This is a genomic window from Actinomadura sp. 3N508, assembly GCF_044326375.1.
Taxonomy (GTDB): domain Bacteria; phylum Actinomycetota; class Actinomycetes; order Streptosporangiales; family Streptosporangiaceae; genus Spirillospora.
Window position 1 is genome coordinate 214,004 of the sequence record NZ_JBIRAX010000008.1, and the last position, 21,998, is coordinate 236,001.

Genomic DNA, 21,998 nt, shown 5'->3' on the forward strand with positions numbered 1-21,998 from the left:
GGATATGAAGGGCGACAAGGGCTCCGGCGGCATCGGCGACGACGAGGGATGGCGGAATCCGTACCCGCTTCCGGGTCAGGACTGGGGCGACTCGCCCGAGTCCGACCAGCCGCCCCCGGCGCCCGGCGTGCCGCTGTCCAAGGACGCCCCTCCCACGTCTCCCGCCGCAGGCGGCCCCCAGGCGCGGTCGCGACGGCCCTACCATCTCATCAACCGGCGGTGGCCGTACCGCCTCCTCATGGGCGGCGGCTGCGTGGCCGGCCTGATCCTCGCTCCGTTCCTGCTCCTCGGCCAGGACGACGGCGATGACGCCGGCGGGGCCGGGTTCTCGGCGTCCCCACCGTCCTCGCCGTCCTCGCCGGAGCCGGAACCGGTCAGCACCGTCCCGCCGAAGGTGAAGGGCTGGCGGGCGGTCAGCAGCGCCAAGTACGGGCTGAGCTACGACGTCTCCAAGGCGTGGCGGATCCTGCCCACCGAGACCCTCAGCGGCTTCGAGGCCCTCCCGGGCAAGAAGGAGCCGGTCATGATGAGCTCCGTGGCCCAGTACCGCGATGACGTGTGCAAGGACGGCGACACCGACTACGACCGCGGCGGCGCCGGGTTCAACCAGTACATCGAAGGCACCGTGACGCAGGTCGCGCGGCACGCGGCGAACAAGTGGGCGACGCACGCCTACAACGTCGAGGGCGCTCCCGCGCCGGTGGTCACGCTGAGCGCGCCGAAGACCGTGAACGTCGGACGTGACAAGGGCGTCCATGTGCGGGCCGACGTCGTCATCAAGGCCAAGGGGAAATGCGATGCTCCGTCCGCGATCGTGCACGTGGTGGCGGTGCCGGGCGTCGCTCCCGGCAAGACGACGGTCTTCGTCCTGATGTCGGACCAGGGCGTCCCGGACGCCATGCCGAAGGCGGAGCTGACGAAGGTCCTCGGCAGCCTGCGCCCCAGCCAGGCGCCGGCGACCGGCGCCTGACCGGTACTGACTCCTGAAATGCGTGGAATCGACCCCGGTGTCCGGGGCATTCCGGGCCACCTCCTAGACTCGCGGTCGGTTGATCGGGAGGCGTGGGGGACGTCCCCGCAAGGAGGAATGCGCCGGTGGAACGAGACCTGCTGGGGGAGGACGACGTCGCGGCGCTGGCCGGGCTCGCCGAACGCGTGCGCGAGCTGGCCGAGGCCGCCGTCCTGACCGGCGCGGGCGCCGCCGAGGCCGCCGCGGTGGCCGGCGAGGTCAAGGAGCTGACCGAGCGCCTCTCGGCGAAGCGCAGGAACGCGCCCCCGTTCGCCGCGTCCGGCGATATCCGGACGGCCGCGTCCGGCGAGTCGCGCCGGATGGACCGGCAGGTCGCCAACCCCGTCACCGGACATCTCAACCCCGTCGCCCCGCCCGTCGACCTGGAGGTCACCTCGGACGGCATCGTCCGCGGCGAGTTCACGCTCGGCGCCGTCTACGAGGGTCCGCCGTCGTACGCGCACGGCGGCGTCTCGGCGATGGTGCTCGACCAGGTCCTCGGCATGGCCGCGGCCGCCACCGGGACGCCCGGGATGACCGCGACCCTGGAGCTGCGCTACCGGCGCCCCACCCCGCTCGGCGTCCCGCTGCTCGTCGAGGCGAAGGCGAGCCGCGTCGAGGGACGGAAGGTCTACGCGGCCGGGACGATCGCCGCACCGGACGGCCGCGTCACCGTAGAGGCCAGCGCGATGTTCGTCATGCCGCGGCACTTCGTTACGTCCCAGTACTAGTACTTGGACCGACCGCCGTTCAGGACGTCGTCCGAGACGCCGTCCGGGAGGTCGTTCAATACGTTCAGTTACGTTCAGTACTCGTACACCTTGACCGCCGGATCCTGCCCGTACCAGGACGCGATGACCGACGAGGTGCGGTCGTCGCTGAGGAAGTCGACGCGAAGCCATCCCCCGGCCTGCGTCACGCGCGTCTCGTAGCCCGGGTTGGGCGTCGCCGACACCAGCCGCACCCGGTCCTTCTCGATCGACATGGCGGCGCGCCCGCCGCGGGTGGCGTAGCTGCGCACGTTGTCCGGCGGCTTCGGGGTGGGATCGTCATCGTCCCGCGCGGTCGGCTCCGGTTCCGGGGAAGGCTTCTCGTCCTTCCCGGCGGGCGGGCTCTCCGGCCGGGACGTCGGCGAGCCGATCGACGTCGGGCCGGGCAGGCCGGACGGGCTGGAGTGGATGATCGGGCCGGCGATCGGCGGCGGCGCCGACCGTTCCGACACCGCGCCGCGCACCACGTCGCGGACCCCGAGCCAGGAGAACGTCACCGCGAGCGCGGTGACCGCGGCCCAGGGCGCAACATACGACATTGCGCGACGCATGGGCACATGGTGGCATACGGTTCCGCCATGGCGAGTGTTCTGGTGGTTGAGGACGACCCGAATGTCCGGACCGCCTTGATCAGGGAGCTGAGCGTGCGTTCGCACGTCGTCCGCAGCGTCGGCACGGCGATGGACGCGCTGCGCGAGGTGACGCAGTCGCCGCCCGACGTCGTCGTCCTCGACCTCGGGCTCCCCGACCTCGACGGCGCGGAGGTCCTGAAGATGCTCCGCGGCATCTCCGACGTGCCCGTGATCATCGCGACCGCCCGCGACGACGAGCCCGAGATCGTCCGGCTGCTGAACGCCGGCGCCGACGACTACCTCATCAAGCCGTTCTCCATCGAGCATCTCAGCGCCCGGCTCGCCGCCGTCCTGCGCCGGTCGGCCAGGTCCGGGCCGACCGCCGAGCTGAGGGTCGGCGGCCTGCACATCGACCTGGACCGGCGGGAGGCGGCACTGGACGGCGAGCCCCTCGAACTGACCCGCCGCGAATTCGACCTCCTCGCCTACCTGGCCGCCCGCCCCGGACGGGTCGTGGCGCGCCGCGAGCTGCTCGCCGAGGTGTGGCGGCAGGCGTACGGCGACGACCAGACCATCGACGTCCACCTGTCCTGGCTGCGCCGGAAACTGGGCGAGACCGCCGCCGCCCCCCGCTACCTGCACACCGTGCGCGGGGTCGGGGTCCGGCTGGCCGAGCCCGATCCGAGATCATGAGGCGCACTCTCGTCCTGGTGTCGCTGGCGGTCACCTCGATGGTGGCGCTGGCGTTCCTCATCCCGCTCGCGCTGACCGTCCGGGAGATCGCCAGGGACCGCGCCCTCACCACCGCCGAGCGGCAGGCCAGCGCGCTCGGCCCCGTCCTCGTCGTCACCGAGGACCCCGCCGCGCTCGAACGCGCCGTCGCCAGCACCCAGGCGGGCGCCGCCGGGCGGATGACCGTGCACATGCCGGACGGCGGGATCGTCCCCAGGAACGCCTCCCCGGACGGCGGCGCCCGCCCCGAGCAGCTCGCCGAGGCGGGCCGCCGCGGCCGCTCCTACACCGCCGGCGTGGACGGCGGCTACGCGTTGCTCCAGCCGGTGTCGCTCGACGCGGGCCGCACCGCCGTCGTCGAGGTCTACCTGCCCGACGAGGACCTGTCCCGTGGCGTGTGGAAGGCGTGGCTGGTCATGACGACCGTCGCCGCCGCGCTCGTCGCCGGGTCCGTCGCCGTCGCCGACCGGCTCGGCAACCGCATGATCCGCTCCACCCGCCGGCTCGCCGAGGCCGCGGGCGCGTTCGGGGACGGCGAGATGTCGGTCCGCATCGAGCCGGACGGCCCGCCCGAGCTGGTCGAGGCCGGGCTCGCGTTCAACGCGATGGCGGACCACGTCGTCCAGCTCCTGTCGGCGGAACGCGAAATGGCCGCCGACCTGTCACACCGCCTCCGGACGCCCCTCGCCGCGCTCCGCCTCAACGTCGAGTCGCTGGGCGACGGCCCGGTCGTCGAGCAGACCCGCGAGGCCGTCGACCGCATCGAGCGCGAGGTCGACCAGATCATCCGGACCGTCCGGCGCCCGACCGGACGGGGCAGCTGCGACGCGTCCAAGGTGCTGCAGGACCGGGTCGCGTTCTGGTCCGTCCTCGCCGAGGACGAGGGCCGCTCCTGCGAGCTGATCGGCGCGGAGGGCCCGGCGCCGCTCCCGGTCCCCGGCACCGAGCTGGCCGCCGCCGTGGACGCGCTGCTCGGCAACATCTTCCGGCACACGTCCGAGGGCACCGGCTTCGTCGTCACGCTCCACCAGGGGCAGGGCGTCACCGGCATCCTCGTCGCGGACGGCGGCCCCGGCATAACCGACCCGGACGCCGCGCTGAAGCGGGGCAGCAGCAGCGGCGGATCCACCGGCCTCGGCCTGGACATCGCCCGCCGCGCCGCCGAGTCGACCGGCGGGTACCTGCGCATCCACCGCAGCGTCCTCGGCGGCGCGCAGGTGCAGATGTGGTTCCGCACCAAGTGGCTCCCGCCCGCCCGCCGCTCCCGCCGCCTGGTCCGCCGCCGCCATTCCCGCACTTCCTAGCCGGCCCTTAAATCCCGCTTAAGACCCGCGCCGTCGCCCCGCCCCGGCCTTAGCTTCACCGTTCATGAAGCGTCGCCGCTACATCGCCGCCGCGCTCGTCGCCGTCCTGGGGCTCGCGGTCGCCGTCCTGATCGCGGTCCTCGGGTTCGCCGCGAGCGGTTACATCCCGACCGCCCCCACCTCCTACAGCCTGTGACCCGCGGTCACGCCAGGGAAGCAGGAGCGGGGTCGCCAGCAACAGCACACCCGCAAGGGCGATCGCCGCACGCGCGCTCGTAAGAGCGGCCAGCAACCCCCACAGCGCCGTCACGGCGGCCGTGACTGCGTTTCCGGTGACCGTCCACGCCGCGAGAACCCTTGCGACCCGGTCCGTCGCGGACCGCGTGAGCCGGTGGGCGGCGAACACCGGATTGAACACCCCGACACTGGTGATCAGCCCGACCTCCACGACCATCACGAGCACGAGCCCCCAGGCGCCGGGCCCGATGAAGGCCAGCCCGACCGGCCAGCACACCCGCAGCACCCCGCTCACCAGCATGACCCTGTGCTCCCCGAACCGCGCGACGACGGGCCCGGCCAGCCGCGACCCGGCGAGGCCGCCGAGGCAGGGCACCGCGAACGCCAGCCCGTACTGCCACGGCGCGAACCCGAGATCCCCGACCATCAGCACGAGGAGCAGCGGCGCCGGCGCCATGATCAGCGCGTTCACCAGCACCGTGTTGAAGAACAACAAACGCAGCGTCGGGTGCCCCAGAACGTACCGCCACCCCTCAAGGACGCCGCCCCGCTCTGCACGCACGACCCGCTCCGGCCTTGGCTCCGTCCCTCCGATGGCACGGATCCCCGCCGCCGACAGCAGGTAGCTGAAGGCGTCCGCCACCACGGTCGCCACCGGCCCCAGAATCCCGATCGCGACCCCGCCGACCGGCGGCCCGACCACGGTCGCCGTCCAGGTGGTGGCCTCGAACCGCCCGCTCGCGGTGACCAGATTCTCCGGCCGGACGATCGCCTTCAAATAGGCTCCGCTGGCGGCCCTGAACGCGATCCCGGCCGCACCAACCACAACCGAAACAACGACCAACTGAACGAAACTGAGCCACCCGAACACGTACGCGACGGGCACGCTCATCAACGCCGCGAACCGCACCAGATCCATCGCGACCATCACCGGCCGCTTGCGGCGGAACTCCACCCACGGCCCGAGCGGCACCGCCACCGCCGCCCCCACCGCCAGACCCGCGGCCGCCAGCACCGACACCTGCGCGGGCCCGGCGTGCAACACCAGAACCGCGATCAGGGGGAACGCGTCGAACGCGATCCTCGTGCCGAACGTGCTGAACGCATACGACGCCCACAGCCACCCGAACCGTCGCCCCAGCGACCGCCTTCCCACCGGGCGACCGTAGCGATCAGCGACGGCCGCATCAAACCGCTGAACGCCGGGGCCAACGGCTCAGACGCTGGCCCCGGCACCAGGCGTCAGCAGTTGGTGTACCTCACGTACCACTTGCCGTTACCGTCGCCGAGCTTGTAGTCGGCGAGCCAGCGCCCGTTGCTGAGCGGCACCCACAGGTACCCGTCCTCACGAACGATGCGGCCCCAGTCAGTGTTGACCGGCTGATTGCGCACGACCTTGTACACCACGGGGTTCTCAGTCCCCGGTCCCGACCGGACGTTCAGCTGCTGGACCGCCACCCTCCCGTGGCACCACGGAGCCCGCTGAATGTTGCGCTGCTCGAGCCGCGCCAGCGCCTTGGCGGCGCCTTCCGGCCCCACCTCGATGGCACCCGGCCCCTGCCCTTCCTCTGGCTGCACGGGCTGCGGCTGAGCCGGCACCGACTCCTGCTGGCCCGGATTCGGCGGCGGCTCCGTCGCCCCGGCGACCGCACCGAGGCTCAGCGCACTCCCGGCCAGCACCGCGGCTGCCGCTCCCACACCGAGCTTTATCCCTACCTGCATATGTTCCTCCAGGTTGGTCCGACGTACGTCGCAAACACTACCCAGCGTCACACAGCAAAGACCCAGAGTAACGAAGACTCTTCTTGACGGACCCCGCCCCAGCAGCCGCAACCACCGGCCACGAAACACGGCCGAAACGGGAATCCGTTTTGCCTGAATCGCCGGAAGTGTCACGAGACCGAGTAAAGACACCGTCCAGAAGAGGACCTGCGAAGGACACACGCGCTTCGCTACGTTGTCGTCGGTGGGGGTTGGGGCCTGATGATCGCAGGTACTGTCGGCTATGCCGAGGCAGCGGAAGTACTCGCGCGGCAGTACGAGGGCTTGGCTTTCGTGGACGCCCACAAGGACGTCCTGCACCTGTTCCCCACAACCGCGAGCCGGATCCTGGACGTGGGCGCAGGCTCAGGCCGCGACGCCGCAGCACTGGCGCGCGCCGGCCACCAGGTACTCGCCGTCGAACCCACCGACGAACTACGCGCCGTAGGCGAACGCCTCCACCCCTCCAAGAACATCGAATGGCTGGCCGACGCCCTACCCGACCTCTCGACCCTCCCCCCAACGTGCGACTTCGACCTGATCCTCCTGTCCGCAGTATGGATGCACCTGGACAAGCACGAACGCCACACCGCAATGGGCCGCCTGGCCACACTGACGACACCAACCGCCCGGATCGTCCTAACCCTCCGCCACGGCCCAGTACCGCCAGGCCGCCGCATGTTCGACGTCTCAGCACAGGAGACAATCACAAACGCCACCACAAATGGCCTGACCCTAATCCACCACAGCTTGCGCCAAGACGTCCTAGGCCGCCCAAACCTAAACTGGACCACCCTAGCCTTCACCCCAATACCCCACCCCTAAAACCGCACCCGAAACACCGCGAACGCGCCGATCACGACCTGCTGATCAACCCCCACGCCTACGGCATCGCAGCGTCCCGCACACCGGTGCTCCACCTGCGGAGGGGAGGGGTCGGCGGCCCAGTCCGAACTTGTACGAACCTTCTGCGTCCCTGCCGGAACCGTCCAGCGCCCGTGGAAGCATGATGAAATTCTCGGGGTTCGAAATCGAACTAACTAGGGGTATATGGGAAGAGGGTAATTGGGGCGGCTGACAGATTAAGCTCCTTGCGGGCAGCCGAAATGAATCCCTCGAACGCACTGGCCGATGGAGTTCGAGCTGTGTTCCACTGCTCAACTGAGAAAACCCTGGCTTGCGCATCATAGAAGAGCTCAGTTAGCACACGATCCATTAGTGATGCAGCCGCGACAACCGGAGTGGACCCATGAAGCCAGACCGAAGCGAGTGCGTTATCCCACGTCTTGTCACGCCGAGCACGGTCGATTGCATTAGCCGACTCGTCCGTGTCGGGATCGGTCAAAGCTATGGATCGGATATCCTCGTAAATCAAAATAAAAGCCTCGGCGAGGCGCTGATAGCAGGCGGTCTTTTGATCCCTGTGCCACCGTAAGGTCTCAGATCGAATATCCCAGAGTCTGCCCAGAGAAATACCAAGAATTCCTCCTATTGCAAGCAGCAGCGCCTCGCTCATTGACTCTCCGCTCAACATATTCAGTAGGTGGTTCAGATGGAATAGAATCTACTAGAACCCTTCGCCGATGCCAAGCGCAGTGCAGCTAGATCGTTCACGACAGGTCAGTGAGAAGCTCATGAAGCTTTGTTCAGGCGCAGGACAGCGAGAGATCGCCCCTGTGATCTAAGGGTCAAGTGCTAAAAGGATCTCGTGCGGGACTCTCGGAGAGTCATTGTCAAAGCGGGCACATCGAGGGCACTTGGGGCTGCCAACTTGCGCGAGACGCCAAATTGGGCCAAGGGCGGGGGCGGGTTGTTGCGCGTAGGTGATGAGCTGCTTCACCTTGCGGCGGTCGATGCCGTACTTCTCGGCTAGGTAGCGCTGAGAGAGCGGAGGGCCGGGATCGTTCAAGCTCGCTCTGTACTCGTCCAACACTGCTTGTTCCGGCGTGTGCTCCACTTCGGAGCGAGGCTGCGCCGGTTGGGTGCGTCTTCGTCCTGATGGCTTGCCGAGCTGTGAGTGAGGGGCATGAGGAGTTCGAAGGAGCCGACTAGGGCGAGAGCCGGCCACGCGCTGACTGCCGCGCCTATGACGCCGTGGGATGCGCCGTGTGCCACGTTGGCGCCTACCGTGGCCACGATGCCTACGGCGAGGCTCCACTTTGCCAACGGGGGTGCGGGTTGCTGCCGGCGGCTTGCGTCCAGGATCACCATGGATGCGGCCCAGATGAGGCCGTCGACGGTGAACGGGACTAGGCGTGCAGTGGGGCCCGTCTCGCCGTGGGTGTGGACGAGTTCGTAAGCGTGGCGGTACGAGATGACGGCTGCTACGGCGGCTACCGCTAGTACGGCGAGAGCGGTTGTGATCCGGATGAGGCGGTCAGCCACGGGCCAGCTCCCTTCGCCACTCGATCACGCACGGGTCGTCTTCGCCGTGGGTGATGAGTCGCTCGGCGAGAGACAGGGCCGTGATCGCTGCGTTGCGGTCGAGTGGGTGTGGTCATGTGGTGGTCTGCCAGGTGTTTCCTGCGCGCTTGGCCGTGGCGATGACCTTGCCTTTTACCGTGGCGGTCATTGTTGTTTCGGTGATTTCTAGGGCCATGGTTAGCCCTCCTCCCTGCGGAGAGGGAGGGAGCCAGGTGAGCCGATCTCGGGAGCCAACGCCTGCCGGATTGGGTCGACTCGGCTCGACTGTGCCGGACTGTTCCTCTGGCTTCTTCCCTTGATTTTGCAGGTGAGCGGCTTTCCGGGCGACTTCCCGAGACTGTGTCGGACGGGGGCGGACTAAGGCCTCCTCAGGGGTTCCCTAAGTGAGGGTTAAGGGTGTTCTGGTGGGGCGGTTGGCGGCTTAGCGTTTGGGGTGTCACATCGGAGACACGGCGGAGGTGCACAGGCGGAGAGCAGAGAGCGAACGTCGGCTGAGGTTCCGACTGAGGTTCCTGATTGAGACAGGTTTCTGGCCTGCACGGCTTTGTAACTCCGCTCTGGGGCCGTGCGGGCCAGAAGTCTTTCTCAGGGGAGGGCGCCTCGGAGGAGGAGGCGGACGGCCTCGGCTGTGCCGGTGGTGTCGCCGGTGGCCAGGCGGCGGAGGGCCAGGCCGTAGAGCATGGCGACCACGGCGGGGGCGTGGCGTTCGGGGTCGGGGACGCCCAGGGAGTTGAGGACGGCGGTGGCCAGGCGGTCGTAGGCCTCGACGGAGCGGATGGAGGTTTCGCGGAGGGCGGGGGAGCGGGCGGCGTGGAGGTGGAGTTCCAGGTTGGCTATCTGCTCCGGGCCCTGCGAGATGGCCAGGACGGCTTTCTCTACCTCGTCGGGGGCGTTGGTGGGTGGTGTGAGGGTTGCTATGTGCGTGGTTATGCGGGCTATCTCGTTCTCTACGAAGGTGTGCAGGGCCTCGCGGAGGAGGTCGTCCTGGCTCGGGAAGTGGTAGGTGAGTGAGCCGAGGGAGACGCCGGCGGCGCGGGCCACGGCGCGGTTGGTCACGGCGCCTATGCCCTGCTCGCCGATGAGGCGGAGGGTGGCCTGGAGTATCTGGTCGCGGGCGCTCATTTGTGGCAGTGTATCGTTCGTTCGAACGAACGAGAGGGCGTGCGGTGCTGGGGCTGGTCGGGCAGGTGGAGGCGCTGGTCCGGGGGGACGTTTCGTCGTGCGAGCTCGTTGAGGGGTGTCTGGAGAGCATCCGGCGGCAGGAGTCGCTCGGGGCGTTCCGGGTCGTGCGGTGGGAGGCGGCGGCGCGGGAGGCGCGGGAGGCCGATCGGCGGCTGGCGGACGGGGAGCGGCTGCCGCTGCTCGGGGTGCCGGTGGCGATCAAGGACGATACGGATCTTGAAGGGGAGACCACGCCGTTCGGGGTGGCCGGAAACCATCGTCCCGCGGTGCGGGACGGGGAGGTCGTGCGGAAGCTGCGGGCTGCGGGGGCCGTGGTCGTGGGGAAGACCAATACGTGTGAGCTGGGGTTGTGGCCCTTTAGCGAGTCAAGTTTCGGGGTCGCTCGGAATCCGTGGAACCCGGATTATTCGCCGGGCGGGTCGTCGGGTGGGGCGGCGGTCGCGGTGGCGGCGGGGATGGTCGCCGGGGCCGTGGGGTCCGATGGGGCCGGGTCGATCCGGATTCCGGCGGCGTGGACGGGGCTGGTCGGCATCAAGCCGCAGCGGGGGCGCGTTTCCGGGTTCCCGCAGACGGATCCTTTTTATGGGATCACCGTGTGGGGGCCGCTTGCGCGGAATGTGGAGGACGCGGCGTTGTTGCTGGATGTGCTGAGCGGGAGCCATCCGGAGGACGCTTATCAGGTCGATCCGCCAAGGGTGGCTTTTGTGGAGGCTGCTCGTAGGGAGCCTCGTAGGTTGCGGGTCGCCGTTTCCTATCGGACGGCGTTCGGGGTCAGTGGGAAGCTTGATCCCGAGGTTCGCGGGGCCGTCGAGCGGCTGGCGCGGAGGCTGACTGATCTGGGCCATAAGGTTTTTCCCTGCGATCCCGACTATGGGCTCGTGGGGCTGGGGCTCGTTCCGCGGGGGACGGCTGGAGCCGCCGATTGGCTCGACTCCATTCCGGATGCTCGGCCGGAGCGGCGGACGGAGGTCGAGGCATCGATCGGGCGGGTCGTCGGCAGGCGGCTGCTTCCGTTGGCGAGGCGGATGGACCCATATCTGAGGAGGAAGGTCGGGCGCATCTTCCAGGGTGCGGACGTGGTGCTCACACCTACTACCGCCCAGCCGCCGTTGAGGGTGGGCGCCTATGAGGGGGTGGGGTATCGGAGGACGCAGTCCGGGGTCGCGGCGGCCTGTCCTTATGCGTGGACGTGGAACGTGCTCGGGTGGCCGGGTGTGAATGTGCCTGCCGGGTTCACGAAAGCGGGATTGCCGATCGGTGCGCAGCTTCTCGGACATGACTCCGACGAGGCGACGCTGATTTCGCTTGCCGCGCAGTTGGAGGCCGTTGAGGGGTGGGCCGAGCGGCGGCCTTAGTATCCGGCGCCCGTGAGCATGCCGCCGTCGACGAGGACCTCGCTGCCGGTGCAGTAGGACGAGTCGTCCGATGCCAGGTAGACCACCAGGCCCGACACTTCCTTGGACTTGCCCATGCGGCCCAGGGGGAGCGCCTTGAAGAAAGAGTCGGCGCTGTCCGCGGTGGCGGCGACGACGTCGTCCTGGAGGGAGAGGGGCGTCAGGACGCCGCCGGGGTGGATGGAGTTCACCCGGATTCCGTATTCCCCTAGTTCGCGGGCGGCTGCCTTGGTGAGTCCGCGGACGCCGAACTTGCTGGCGCTGTAGGCGGCGAGGCCGGAGGCGCCGATGAAGCCTTCGGTCGAGGACACGTTGACGATGGAGCCGCCGCCGGCCTCGCGCATTGCGGCGGTGACGGATTTCACGCCGAGCCATTGGCCGAGGAGGTTCACGTCCAGAATGCGGCGGAACTCGTCGACGGACATTTCCTCGATGGTCTTGTGCCGGATGATTCCGGCGTTGTTGACCAGGATGTGCAGGGCGCCGAACGTTGTGGTGGCGGTGTCGACGGCGTTCTTCCAGTCGTCCTCGCGGGTCACGTCCATGGGGACGAAGACGGCATCGGGGCCCAGATCGGCGGCCAACCGCGTTCCCTCGTCCGTCAGGACGTCGCCGAACACCACCTTGGCGCCCTCGTCCAGGAACCGTCGGACGTGGGACTTGCCCATCCCGCGCGCACCGCCGGTGATCAGCGCCACCTTGCCGTCAAGCTGCCCCATCAACGCTCCTTGTCACGTGTCCGTGACGTCAACCTAGCGAACGCTTGGTCAACGGGACAAGGGGCGCTCACCGGTGCGCAGGCCGTCGAAGAGCAGCGCGAGCATCCGGTCGGCGTACGCGCCGGGATCGGCGGTGCGCTCCGCGGCGACGCCGATCGCGTTGGTGAGCCGGAGCAGGTCGCGCGGGTCGATCTCGGCGCGGACGGCGCCCGCGTGCTGCGCGCGGTCCAGCAGCCGGCCGAGCGCGTCGCAGATCGCGGTGGCCGCGGCGCCGAGACCGGTGTCGGCCCAGGTCACCGACATCGCCTCGATGATCACGGTGGAGGTGCCGCGCGGGGTGCCGGCGCCGGTCAGGTAGGTGCGCAGCCAGCGGCCCAGCGCGGCCTCCGCGTTGAGCGCCTCGGTCTCCGGGTCGGCGGCGGGCTCGGCGAGCAGCTCGTCGGCGTGCGCGAGGAGGCCGTCGATCCGGTCGCGCAGGACGGCGTGCAGCAGCGCGTCCCGGGTGGGGAAATGCCGGTACAGCGTCCCGGAGCCGACGCCCGCGCGTTTTGCGATGTCGTCGAGGGACGCGCCCGTGCCGTGCTCCATGAAGGCGGTGCGGGCCGTCGTGATCAGTCGTTCGTAGTTGCGGCGGGCGTCGGCCCGCATCGGCCGGGTGTCCATGGGCACCGTCCAGCGGCGTCGCGGATGACCTGGGTGTCTCCGTCTGCTTTCGGACGAGAGTGCCATCTTCCACAAAGACGCGCTACCCGGTGAGCGCATCGCGGGACAGCCGGTCTGCCTTCCGTGTGGTCTCCGGTAGCCGGTACCGGGGGGTCAGGCCGAGGACGTTCCGGCACGCGGTCTCCAGGTCGGTGCGATGGCCTACGGACACGAAGACCGGTTTCACGCCGTCTCGCGTCCGCAGCACACGGCCGATGACCTGGCCATCGTGCAGGAGCGGGCTCGTGTCGCCGCGGTGCCGGCCCGGCTGCTCGTAGGTGCCGATGAACGCGGTCTTGCCGACGCCGATCGTCGGCACGCCGGTCAGCACGCCCAGATGGCACGCCAGCCCGAACCGGCGGGGGTGCGCGACGCCGAACCCGTCGCAGACGAGCAGGTCGGGGGTCGACTTGAGGGCGCGTAGTGCGTCCAGCAGCGTGGGCAGTTCCCGGAACGCGAACAGGCCTGGGACGTAGGGGAACGTTGCAGTCCCTACGGCGACTGACTCTTCGACCACTTGCAGCGTTGTGGCGTTCAGGACGACCACTGCGGCGGCCAAGCGTGTGCCTGTGCCGTCGCCTGAATAGGAGACGTCCAAGCCCGCGACCGTGCGTGGGTTCGCCGGGCCGGGGACGTCCAGCTCCAGCATCGGGCGCAGGCGGTCCTGGATCGCCTCGGCCTCGGCCGGGGTGGACGGCCAGGCGTGCAGATCACGCACCTCCATGCCCGCGCACCTCCGTGATCGCGCCTCTCCGAACCCGCACAGTACCGCCGGATGTTAAGTATGGAACGTGACAAACCCCCCGGAGGTGCACATGGACGGGATGCGACTGGACGGCCGCACGGCGGTGGTGACCGGCGGCGCGGGCGGCATGGGACGCGCGATCTGCGCCGACCTCGCCGCCCTGGGAGCGCGCGTCGTCGTCGCCGACCTGGACGAGGCCGGTGCCGGCGAGGTCGCGAACGCGGTCGGCGGCGTCGCGGCCCGCGTCGACCTCGCCGACCCCGGATCGATCGACGCGTTCGCCGCGGGCGCCGGGCCCGTGGACGTGCTCGTCCACAACGCGGGCGTCGCCATCGTCGAGCCCTTCACCGGCAGCGACCCCGCGCACTGGGACCTCATGTGGCGCGTCAACCTGCGCGCCCCCATGCAGCTCACCCGCGCGCTGCTGCCCGGCATGACCGAGCGGGGCTGGGGCCGCCTGGTCTTCATCTCGTCGGACGGCGCCCGGGCGGGCGGGGGCGGGGAGGCGGCCTACGCGGCCACCAAGTCAGGGCTGTTCGGGCTCGCCAAGACCCTCGCCCGGGAGGCGGCGCGCGGCGGCGTCACGTCCAACATCGTCTGCCCCGGGCCCACGGACACTCCGATGCTCCGCGGCGACGCCGATCGTGCCCCCGACGAGAAATCCGGGATGCTCGACAAGCTGGTCAGGCAGATCCCGCTGCGGCGCATCGGCCGTCCGGACGACATCGCCGGGCTCGTCGCGTTCCTGTGCACCGACCGCGCCGAGTACATCACCGGCCAGACCATCTCGGTCAGCGGCGGCATCACCATGCAGTAGCTCAGCCCACAGATGCGTAGGCCGCCTCGGTGAGGCGGTAGGCGCGCAGGTCGCCGGCGGCCGGGTGGCTCATCAGGTTCGGCAGGTAGGCGAGGGCGAGACCGGCGTCGGGATCGGCGAGGCCGATGGACCCGCCCGCGCCGGCATGCCCGAACGCCGACCTCCGCGCGGCCTCGGGCGTGGCGAACGTCTGGGCGGGACGCATGAAGCCGAGGCCGAACGTGCTGTCGACGAGCATCGTCCGGTCGGGGCCGCTGGCGCGGGGGCGGATCGCGTCCCGCAGGGTGTCGGGGCGCAGGATCCGCCCGGCCAGGAGGTGACCGTCCTGCCGGAGTGGCGCCGGACGGTCTCGCCCGCAAGCCAGCCGTACGTCAGCGGGTGGTACCCGTGGGCCTCGCCGGGCGTCCACTCCGGCGCCTGCGCGGCCAGTTCGGCGGCGAGGGCCACCGGGTCCGCCGCCTCCTCCGCCTGGACGGGACGCGCGAACGCGGGCAGCCCGGCCTGGTGCGAGAGCAAATGCGCGGCCGTCGTGCCGTCCTTGCCGGCGGCGCCGAACTCGGGCCACCAGTCCGTCACCGGGCCGTCCATCTCGTAGGCGCCGCGCTCGGCGAGCAGCAGCGCGGCGGTCGCCGTGACCGCCTTGGTGCAGGAGAACCGTGACGCCGGTTCACCCGAGGTGGTGGGCCGGTTCGGTGACGGGCTCCTCGGCTCGCCGGGACGGGCGCGTCCGGGCGAACTCCAGGGTGAGGAGCGCGGCGGCCAGCCAGGCGATGTCGAACCAGGAGCGGAAGACCACGTGGCGCGGCTTGTAGGACGGCCTGAACTTCTTGTTGAAGAGGTAGAGCGACTCGACCGCGATCCACGGGTCGAGGAGGCGCAGGGCACGGTAGCCGACCCGCTCCAGGACGGTGCGTTCCGCGGCGTCCAGCAGTTCGCGGAACGCGGCGAAGTTCAGGGAGACGACGCCGTGGCCGCGCTCCGCCGCGTACTCGATCATCTCGACGATGAGGCGCTCGTTGACGCCGTTCGGGCCGCCGGGGCTGCGGCGCATCGCGTCCAGGCTGAGGCCCTCGCCCGCGGTGACGTACCGCTGGAAGGCGATGGGCTCCCGGTGCGCGTCGTAGGCGATCGCGACGATCGTTCCCGGGTGGTGGCCGGTGAGCAGCTCGTCCAGGTTCATGGTGAAGCCGCGCTCGGGCGCGCCGCCGAGGGAGCGGGACGCGACGTCCAGCAGCCGGTCCCGCAGGCCCGGCGGGAGGTCGCGTTCCGGGACGATCTCGGACGTGACGCCCGCGTTGACGGTCCGCTTGACCGCCTGCCGGACGTTGCGCATCTGCCGTCCCGACAGCGTGAACTCGCGCGGCCTGATCAGGACCTCGTCGCCGTAGCCGATCGAGCGGGCCCGGCCCCACGCGGGCAGGACGGCGTCGCTCGCGCCGAGGACGGCGGGACGCCAGCCGGCCGTCCGGCACAGGGCGCGGAACGCCCTGACCGCGTCGGCGTGCGCGGCGGGGTCGCCGACCGGGTCGCCGCCCGCGACGGCGACGCCGAACAGCACCCGGTACCCGATCACGGCCCGCCCGTCCGCGCTGAACACGTACGCCTTGTCGCGGCGCAGCGCGAACGGGGCGAGGGTGTCGGAGCCGGGGTGCGCGACGAGCGCGGCGACGCGGGCGCGGTCCGGCTCGTCGCCGGGCGCGGGCGGCGGGTCGGGGGACAGGAGCGTGACGATCAGGACGAGGAGCCCGGCGGCCCCGGCGATGGCGAGGACGTCCGGCAGCCACGCCGCGCCGTCGATGGGCGCGCCGGTCGCGCCGAGACCGGCGGCGACCTGGCCGACCGACCGGACCGACACGCCGCCGAACAGCAGCGATCCGGCGACCGCGGCGACGACGAGGAGCGCCCCGGTCCGCACGGCCGCGCGGACGCGGTCGGGATGCGGGCGGACCGTGAACCGGCCGCGTTCCAGCCACAGCGCGCCGAGCCCGGCGGCGAGCAGCGGCAGCCGCCACGCCGGATCGGCGCCGGTCAGGGCGGCCAGGAGCGCGAGGACGATCAGCAGGACCAGCACGTACCAGGCGGCGCGGCGGCGCAGCAGGACGCCACGGGCGACTAGCGCGAGGGCCAGGCCGAGGGGCACGGCGTGCACGGGGGCGAACGGGCCGCCGACGACCACCCAGGACAGGCGGTCGAGCCATGCCGGGGACGCGGCCGGAGCCGGTGCCGCGACCAGCACGGCGACGGCCAGCGTCACGGCGGCGAGCGGCCACACCGGCCGCGCCCCGCCCGGCCGCGCCCCGCCCGGCCGCGCCTCGCCCGGCCGCGCCCCGCCCGGCCGCGCCCCGCCGGGACGAACCGCCGAAGGGGCGGGCCTCCGGGATGAATCGCCTGCTTGCACTGAGGACACCTCCGCTGTGCCCACTACCAAGATCCTTTGGACGTCATTCCCCGAACCGGATCTTCTACCACGTGAGCCCCATCCGTCCCAGAGTTAGGCTCGTGAGGGTGAAGAGGCTGCTGATCGTCCACCACACGCCGTCGCCGTCCGTCCAGGCGATGTTCGAGGCGGTGCGGGCGGGCGCGTCCACCGACGAGGTCGAGGGCGTGGACGTGGTGTCCCGCGCGGCGCTGGCGGCCACCGCCGTGGACGTCCTGGAGGCCGACGGCTACCTCCTCGGCTCGCCCGTCAACCTCGGATACCTCTCCGGGGCGCTCAAGCACTTCTTCGACCAGATCTACTACCCGTGCCTGGAGGAGACCGTCCGCCGCCCGTTCGGGGCGTTCCTGCACGGCAACAACGACGCGACCGGCGGCCTGCGGGCGCTGGAGTCGATCACGACCGGGCTGAAGTGGAAGGGCGTCCAGCCGCCCGTGGTCGTGGTGGGGGAGCCGTCCAAGGCCGATCTCGACGCGTGCTGGGAGCTCGGCGCGGTCACGGCGGCCGAACTCGGCGAGGTCTAGGGTCTGCGATCTTCGGGGCGGACCCCGGTACCGTGCCGCCATGAACGGTTTCCGGCATGTGGTGATGTTCAGGTGGGCCGAGGGGACGACGACCGGCCAGCAGGACGAGGTCGCGGCGCGGCTGCGCGAACTGCCCGCCGTGATCCCGGAGATCCGGGAGTACAGCCTGGGCGCCGACGCGGGCGTGAACCCCGCCGCCTACGACTTCGTCCTGGTCGCCGACTTCGCCGACCGCGACGGCTACCTGGCCTATCGCGACCACCCGTCGCACCGGGCGGTGGTCGAGCGGTACATCACGCCGATCACGGCGGAGCGCGCGTCCATCCAGTACGCGACATGAGCGCGGCCGGGCGCGCCGCCGGTCACTCCCCGCCACGGAAACCTAACAAGCGCTTGTGTCCGAACGTTTTTCGGGTTACCGTCACCGAAGACGCCCTCCGGGGACGGATCGCGCCCCGTCCCCGGCGGGCGCAACGGGCGAGGAACCCGCAAGGCCCGGCCATTCCGCGACGGAGTCGTCCACGCGCGGACGCCCCGGCCGTCGTACCGTGGCGGACGTGACCGCCGGCACCGACGACACCCCGCCCCGCACACCGCCCCACGCCGACAGGACCCGCCTGCCGCGCAACGTCCCAGGCGAGGTGTGTTCGTGATCCGGGTGGTGCTCGCCGACGATCAGTCGCTGGTGCGGGCCGGGTTCCGGTCGCTGCTCGCCGGGGGCGACGGCATCCAGGTGGTCGGGGAGGCCGAGCACGGCGGCGAGGCGGTCGAGCTGGCCCGCGAGCTGCGGCCGGACGTCGTCCTCATGGACATGCGGATGCCCGAGGTCGACGGGCTCACCGCCACCCGCCGGATCGTGGCCGACCCCGCGCTGGCGGACGTGCGGGTCGTGGTCCTCACCACCTACACCGACGACGACTACGTGTACCTGGCGCTGCGGGCGGGCGCGTCCGGGTTCCTGGTGAAGGACATCGAGCCGGACGAGCTGCTGCGCGCCGTGCGGGTCGTCGCGGGCGGTGAGTCGCTGCTCGCGCCCGCCGTGACCCGCGCCGTCATCGAGGGGTTCGTCGCGCGGCGCCCCGACCCGGCCCGGCCGGCGGTGCCGCTCGGCGGGCTCACCGGTCGCGAGCGCGAGGTCGTCCGGCTGGTCGGGCGCGGGCTGTCCAACGGCGAGATCGCGGCGCGGCTGCAGCTCAGCCCGCTCACCGTGAAGACGCACGTCAGCCGGGCCATGGGCAAGCTCGGCGCGCGGGACAGGGCGCAGCTGGTCGTGCTGGCCTACGAGTCGGGGCTGGTCACGCCCGGCGCCGCAGGCTCATGATCTCCTCGCGGAGCTCCTGCGGGGTCGGCGCCTCCAGCAGCCGCGGGCCGGTGCGCAGTGGCACCATGGCCCACCACGATCCGGTCGACTCGCCGTACCAGACGCGTATTCCGGGGAACTGCTCCTGAAGGCCGCGCGCCGTGGCGGCGCGCAGGGCCGCGGGCGTGGGCTCGTCGCGCCCGGCGGGGCCCCGCTGAGCCGTCATGCCCACCACCCCCAGGTGATATCTCCAGCAACGGCGTTCCCACGGGCCAAGGCGTCACCCCTACTCGGCAATTAGTGACTAAGCACACTATGGGGGCTAGGGGCCTCGCACCGTGGGATACCGCGCCGGATGTACTCCAACGGATGTAGACCGCGGTGGCGAATGACACCGTCCGCCCGATGTGTCGCGCCAGGTCAGGGGGAACGCTGGAGCCTGCCGTCACATTCCCCGCCGCCCGGCCGTCATCCGGTCCAGGGCGACACGCACACGAGGGTGGTTCTCATGAGATTGGCCAGGCTCGCCCGGTTCTGTTACCGGAGGCGGCGCGCCACGGTGGCGGGCTGGATCGTCGGGACGATCGCGGTGATGGTGCTCGGGTTCGGCTTCGCCGCCGAGCCGCTGAACGACTTCACCGGCGGGGACTCGGGATCGGCCAAGGCGTCCGACCTGCTGGAGGAGCACTTCCCGGACCAGAGCGGCGACTCGATCACGCTGGCGGTGCGCGCGGAGGGCGGCGTGAACGGCCCGGCGGCAAAACCGAAGGTGCAGGAGGCGATCGACCGGCTGGCGAAGACGCCGCACGTGGCGTCGGTGTCGTCGCCGTTCGAGACGCCTGGGCAGATCTCGCAGGACGGCAGGACGGCGTTCGCGACCGGCAACCTCGACGTCCCGTCCGACGACATGCCCAAGGCGGACGTGACCGCGCTGCTCGACGATGTGCGCAGCGACACCGGGCCCGTCCAGATCCAGCTCGAAGGCGCCGCCGTGGACCTCGCCGAGACGCCCGGCGGCGGTCCTTCGGAGGCGATCGGCGTGCTCGCCGCCGTCGTCATCCTGCTCGTCGCGTTCGGGTCGGTGCTGGCGATGGGGCTGCCGATCCTGACCGCGCTGTTCGGCATCGGCTCCGGGCTCGCGCTGATCATGCTGCTCGGGCACGCGCTGCCCGCGCCGTCGTTCGCGCCCATCGTGGCCGCGCTGATCGGCCTCGGTGTCGGCATCGACTACGCGCTGTTCATCGTCACCCGCTACCGGGAGGAACTGCACGCGGGGAAGGATCCGGAGGAGGCGACCGTCACCGCCGTCACGACCGCCGGACGCGCCGTGCTGTTCGCCGGCACCACCGTGGTGATCGCGCTGATGGGCCTGTTCGTCATGCAGCAGAGCCTGCTCAACGCCGTCGCGGTCGCGGCCGCCACCGCCGTGCTGATGACGATGCTCGGCGCCGTGACGCTGCTGCCCGCCCTGCTCGGCTTCGCCGGCCGCTCCATCGACCGCCTCCGCGTGCCCGGGTTCGGCAAGACCCGGGGCCGCCCGCTGGCCGAGCGGTGGGCGCGGGTCGTCCAGGCGCACCCGGTCATCGCGGGGCTGTGCGCGTCGGCCGTGCTGCTGGTGCTGGCCGTGCCCGCGCTGTCGATGCGGCTGAGCCTGCCCGACTCCAGCACCCAGCCGCACGACCACAGCGGGTACAAGGCGAGCCAGATCATGGCGGAGGGCTTCGGGCCCGGCACGTCCGCGCCGCTCGTCCTCGTCACCGAGGGCGGGAACGCCGCGGACGCCGGGCGGCTCGCCGCGGCCGTCCGCGCGACCCCCGGCATCGCCGCCGTCCAGCCGCCGTACACCAGCAAGGACGGCGCCGCGACCATCGTCATGGCGTTCCCGACCACGGGGGCGCAGGACGAGGCGACGCCGAAACTGGTCCACGAGCTGCGCGACGACGTCATCCCCGGCGCCATGGCCGGGACCGGCGCGCAGACCTACGTCGGCGGCCCGAACGCGGGCGCGATCGACTTCGCCGACGACGTCAGCACCCGGCTGCCGTGGCTGATCGCCGTCGTCGTCGGGCTGTCGCTGCTGCTGCTCGTCGCGCTCGTCCGGTCGGTGACGGTGGCGCTGCAGGCCGCGCTCATGAACCTGCTGTCGATCGCGGCGGCGTACGGGGTGCTGACGGCCGTCGTCCAGTGGGGGTGGGCCGGGAGCCTGCTCGGGTTCCCGACCGACATGCCGGTGACGACCTGGGTGCCGCTGATGATGTTCCCGATCCTGTTCGGGCTCTCCATGGACTACGAGGTGTTCCTCGTCTCCCGCATCCGGGAGACGTACGAGTCGGGTGTCCGCACCCGCGAGGCGGTGGCGCTGGGGCTCTCCCGGACGGCCCGCGTCATCACGGCCGCCGCGGCGATCATGGTGATGGTGTTCCTGTCGGTGCTGCTCGGCGCGGACGTCGCCGTCAAGCAGATGGGCCTCGGCCTCGGCGTCGCGATCCTGATCGACGCGACGATCGTGCGGCTGTTGCTCGTCCCGGCGCTGATGGAACTGTTCGGCGAGGCGAACTGGTGGCTCCCGCGCCCGCTGGCGCGCCTCCTGCCGTCCCGCCCCACCGCCGCCGCGGAATCGCACCAGGACGGCGTAAGAATCTGACCCCGGACGCCGGGGGCCTAGTGCAGGTTGATGCCGTCGAACATCACCTTGAGGTAATGCTCGGCGAGGCCCTCGGCGTTCAGCCGGCCGCCCGGACGGAACCAGCGGACCGCCACCCAGATGGTGTCGCGGATCATCCGGTAGGTGAGCTTCGGGTCGAGGTCGGCGCGGAAGAGGCCCTTCTCCTGACCCGCCCTGAGGGTGTCCACCCACATTTTCTCGACCTCGTCCTCGGACTTGGTGAGATAGGCGAAGCGGTCCATTCCCCTGAGGTAGTTCCAGTCGTTCTGCATGACCGTGACGGCGGCCCGATGCGGCTCCAGGGTGCCGAACGCCACCCGGACGAACCCGGCGATGGTGTCGCGCGGATTCTCGCTCCGGTCGAGCACCGCCCGATAGGCCGACATGATCTCGCTGAAGAAACTCGACAGGATCTCGTCGGCGATCGACTCCTTGGAGTCGAAGTGGTGGTAAAGGCTGCCCGACTGGATGCCCGCCTCGTCGGCGATGTTGCGGACCGTGGTCGCCTGGAATCCCTTCTCGGCGAACAGTTCCGCGGCCAGCCGCACCAGATGCTCGCGCCGTTCCGACGCGAGGGGAGCCGATCCCTTGCCGCGGCGCCGGGCACCGCTCTCGCGGGCCGCGCGGGGCCTGGATCGTCCGGATTCGGCGCTCGTCGTCGTCACCCCCTCATTATGCCGTCTCGCCCGGTCGCCTGCTCGTTC

At 70.8% G+C, this 21,998-nt stretch carries 24 protein-coding genes and 1 pseudogene; 11 read left to right on the forward strand and 14 right to left on the reverse strand.

The genetic code is table 11. The features are described 5' to 3' along the window. Positions 1-4 precede the first annotated feature (4 nt). The gene (locus tag ACH34S_RS27455) at positions 5-970 is read left to right on the forward strand and encodes a hypothetical protein (RefSeq protein ID WP_395955683.1); all 966 of its coding nucleotides are present in this window, start codon (positions 5-7) and stop codon (positions 968-970) included. A 125-nt stretch (positions 971-1,095) separates the two neighbouring features. Then, on the forward strand, positions 1,096-1,740 hold the full coding sequence (locus ACH34S_RS27460) for a PaaI family thioesterase (protein WP_395955684.1): 645 nt from the start codon (positions 1,096-1,098) through the stop codon (positions 1,738-1,740). A gap of 74 nt (positions 1,741-1,814) precedes the next feature. On the opposite strand, the gene ACH34S_RS27465 is transcribed toward ACH34S_RS27460, so the two are convergent. Continuing rightward, positions 1,815-2,330: a hypothetical protein gene (locus tag ACH34S_RS27465; RefSeq protein ID WP_395955685.1), complete on the reverse strand. Its 516-nt coding sequence runs from the start codon at positions 2,328-2,330 to the stop codon at positions 1,815-1,817. 27 nt (positions 2,331-2,357) lie between these two features. On the opposite strand from ACH34S_RS27465, the gene ACH34S_RS27470 reads away from it, so the two are divergent. Then, positions 2,358-3,044: a response regulator transcription factor gene (locus ACH34S_RS27470; RefSeq protein ID WP_395955686.1), complete on the forward strand. Its 687-nt coding sequence runs from the start codon at positions 2,358-2,360 to the stop codon at positions 3,042-3,044. Next, complete coding sequence (locus tag ACH34S_RS27475) at positions 3,041-4,387, forward strand: sensor histidine kinase (protein ID WP_395955687.1); 1,347 nt, start codon at positions 3,041-3,043, stop codon at positions 4,385-4,387. The genes ACH34S_RS27470 and ACH34S_RS27475 overlap by 4 nt, the downstream gene beginning before the upstream one ends. Before the next feature lie 55 nt (positions 4,388-4,442). Here ACH34S_RS27475 and ACH34S_RS27480 read toward each other — a convergent pair whose 3' ends face one another. After that, positions 4,443-5,780 (reverse strand): MFS transporter, encoded by a 1,338-nt coding sequence (locus tag ACH34S_RS27480; protein WP_395955689.1) that lies wholly within the window; start codon positions 5,778-5,780, stop codon positions 4,443-4,445. 86 nt (positions 5,781-5,866) lie between these two features. Then, positions 5,867-6,346 carry an SH3 domain-containing protein gene (locus tag ACH34S_RS27485; protein WP_395955690.1) on the reverse strand — a complete coding sequence of 160 codons (480 nt, stop codon included), beginning with the start codon at positions 6,344-6,346 and terminating at the stop codon, positions 5,867-5,869. Between the two features lie 261 nt (positions 6,347-6,607). Between ACH34S_RS27485 and ACH34S_RS27490 the strand changes: the two genes are divergently transcribed. Further along, complete coding sequence (locus ACH34S_RS27490; RefSeq protein ID WP_395955691.1) at positions 6,608-7,210, forward strand: class I SAM-dependent methyltransferase; 603 nt, start codon at positions 6,608-6,610, stop codon at positions 7,208-7,210. A 211-nt stretch (positions 7,211-7,421) separates the two neighbouring features. On the opposite strand, the gene ACH34S_RS27495 is transcribed toward ACH34S_RS27490, so the two are convergent. The 3 genes from ACH34S_RS27495 to ACH34S_RS27505 form a co-directional block, all read right to left on the reverse strand. Further along, positions 7,422-7,901 (reverse strand): hypothetical protein, encoded by a 480-nt coding sequence (locus ACH34S_RS27495; protein WP_395955692.1) that lies wholly within the window; start codon positions 7,899-7,901, stop codon positions 7,422-7,424. 389 nt (positions 7,902-8,290) lie between these two features. After that, entirely contained in the window at positions 8,291-8,770 is a 480-nt protein-coding gene (locus tag ACH34S_RS27500; RefSeq protein WP_395955693.1) for a DUF2637 domain-containing protein, read from the reverse strand. 624 nt (positions 8,771-9,394) lie between these two features. Then, a complete protein-coding gene (locus ACH34S_RS27505) occupies positions 9,395-9,931 on the reverse strand; it encodes a TetR/AcrR family transcriptional regulator (protein ID WP_395955694.1) in 537 nt (178 codons plus the stop codon). Between the two features lie 8 nt (positions 9,932-9,939). On the opposite strand from ACH34S_RS27505, the gene ACH34S_RS27510 reads away from it, so the two are divergent. Beyond that, on the forward strand, positions 9,940-11,346 hold the full coding sequence (locus tag ACH34S_RS27510; RefSeq protein ID WP_395955695.1) for an amidase: 1,407 nt from the start codon (positions 9,940-9,942) through the stop codon (positions 11,344-11,346). On the opposite strand, the gene ACH34S_RS27515 is transcribed toward ACH34S_RS27510, so the two are convergent. From ACH34S_RS27515 to nfi, 3 genes are all read right to left on the reverse strand, one after another. Beyond that, complete coding sequence (locus ACH34S_RS27515; RefSeq protein WP_395955696.1) at positions 11,343-12,104, reverse strand: glucose 1-dehydrogenase; 762 nt, start codon at positions 12,102-12,104, stop codon at positions 11,343-11,345. The two genes, ACH34S_RS27510 and ACH34S_RS27515, sit on opposite strands and share 4 nt — an antisense overlap. A 48-nt stretch (positions 12,105-12,152) precedes the next feature. Next, complete coding sequence (locus tag ACH34S_RS27520; protein ID WP_395955697.1) at positions 12,153-12,767, reverse strand: TetR/AcrR family transcriptional regulator; 615 nt, start codon at positions 12,765-12,767, stop codon at positions 12,153-12,155. Positions 12,768-12,849: 82 nt separating this feature from the next. Beyond that, positions 12,850-13,530, reverse strand: a complete 681-nt coding sequence (nfi, locus tag ACH34S_RS27525) for a deoxyribonuclease V (RefSeq protein WP_395955698.1) — start codon at positions 13,528-13,530, stop codon at positions 12,850-12,852. A 91-nt stretch (positions 13,531-13,621) separates the two neighbouring features. Here nfi and ACH34S_RS27530 point away from each other — a divergent pair, with 91 nt between their 5' ends. After that, the gene (locus tag ACH34S_RS27530; protein ID WP_395955699.1) at positions 13,622-14,368 is read left to right on the forward strand and encodes an SDR family NAD(P)-dependent oxidoreductase; all 747 of its coding nucleotides are present in this window, start codon (positions 13,622-13,624) and stop codon (positions 14,366-14,368) included. A gap of 1 nt (position 14,369) precedes the next feature. On the opposite strand, the gene ACH34S_RS27535 is transcribed toward ACH34S_RS27530, so the two are convergent. The 3 genes and pseudogenes from ACH34S_RS27535 to ACH34S_RS27545 form a co-directional block, all read right to left on the reverse strand. Then, entirely contained in the window at positions 14,370-14,777 is a 408-nt protein-coding gene (locus ACH34S_RS27535) for a serine hydrolase (RefSeq protein ID WP_395955700.1), read from the reverse strand. Then, positions 14,747-14,998 (reverse strand): annotated as a pseudogene (locus ACH34S_RS27540) (serine hydrolase domain-containing protein); the annotation flags it as partial. The gene ACH34S_RS27535 and the pseudogene ACH34S_RS27540, both read right to left, overlap by 31 nt. Before the next feature lie 37 nt (positions 14,999-15,035). Beyond that, the gene (locus ACH34S_RS27545; RefSeq protein WP_395955701.1) at positions 15,036-16,766 is read right to left on the reverse strand and encodes a bifunctional lysylphosphatidylglycerol flippase/synthetase MprF; all 1,731 of its coding nucleotides are present in this window, start codon (positions 16,764-16,766) and stop codon (positions 15,036-15,038) included. 107 nt (positions 16,767-16,873) lie between these two features. On the opposite strand from ACH34S_RS27545, the gene ACH34S_RS27550 reads away from it, so the two are divergent. The 3 genes from ACH34S_RS27550 (at position 16,874) to ACH34S_RS27560 (ending at position 18,650) form a co-directional block, all read left to right on the forward strand. After that, complete coding sequence (locus ACH34S_RS27550) at positions 16,874-17,329, forward strand: flavodoxin family protein (RefSeq protein ID WP_395955878.1); 456 nt, start codon at positions 16,874-16,876, stop codon at positions 17,327-17,329. A gap of 40 nt (positions 17,330-17,369) precedes the next feature. Next, entirely contained in the window at positions 17,370-17,669 is a 300-nt protein-coding gene (locus ACH34S_RS27555) for a Dabb family protein (protein WP_395955702.1), read from the forward strand. A gap of 309 nt (positions 17,670-17,978) precedes the next feature. Beyond that, entirely contained in the window at positions 17,979-18,650 is a 672-nt protein-coding gene (locus ACH34S_RS27560) for a response regulator (protein WP_395955703.1), read from the forward strand. Here ACH34S_RS27560 and ACH34S_RS27565 read toward each other — a convergent pair. Further along, complete coding sequence (locus tag ACH34S_RS27565) at positions 18,625-18,855, reverse strand: hypothetical protein (protein ID WP_395955704.1); 231 nt, start codon at positions 18,853-18,855, stop codon at positions 18,625-18,627. The two genes, ACH34S_RS27560 and ACH34S_RS27565, sit on opposite strands and share 26 nt — an antisense overlap. A gap of 282 nt (positions 18,856-19,137) precedes the next feature. On the opposite strand from ACH34S_RS27565, the gene ACH34S_RS27570 reads away from it, so the two are divergent. Beyond that, the gene (locus ACH34S_RS27570) at positions 19,138-21,273 is read left to right on the forward strand and encodes an MMPL family transporter (RefSeq protein WP_395955705.1); all 2,136 of its coding nucleotides are present in this window, start codon (positions 19,138-19,140) and stop codon (positions 21,271-21,273) included. 17 nt (positions 21,274-21,290) lie between these two features. Here ACH34S_RS27570 and ACH34S_RS27575 read toward each other — a convergent pair whose 3' ends face one another. After that, positions 21,291-21,959: a TetR/AcrR family transcriptional regulator gene (locus ACH34S_RS27575; RefSeq protein ID WP_395955706.1), complete on the reverse strand. Its 669-nt coding sequence runs from the start codon at positions 21,957-21,959 to the stop codon at positions 21,291-21,293. Positions 21,960-21,998: the final 39 nt, after the last annotated feature.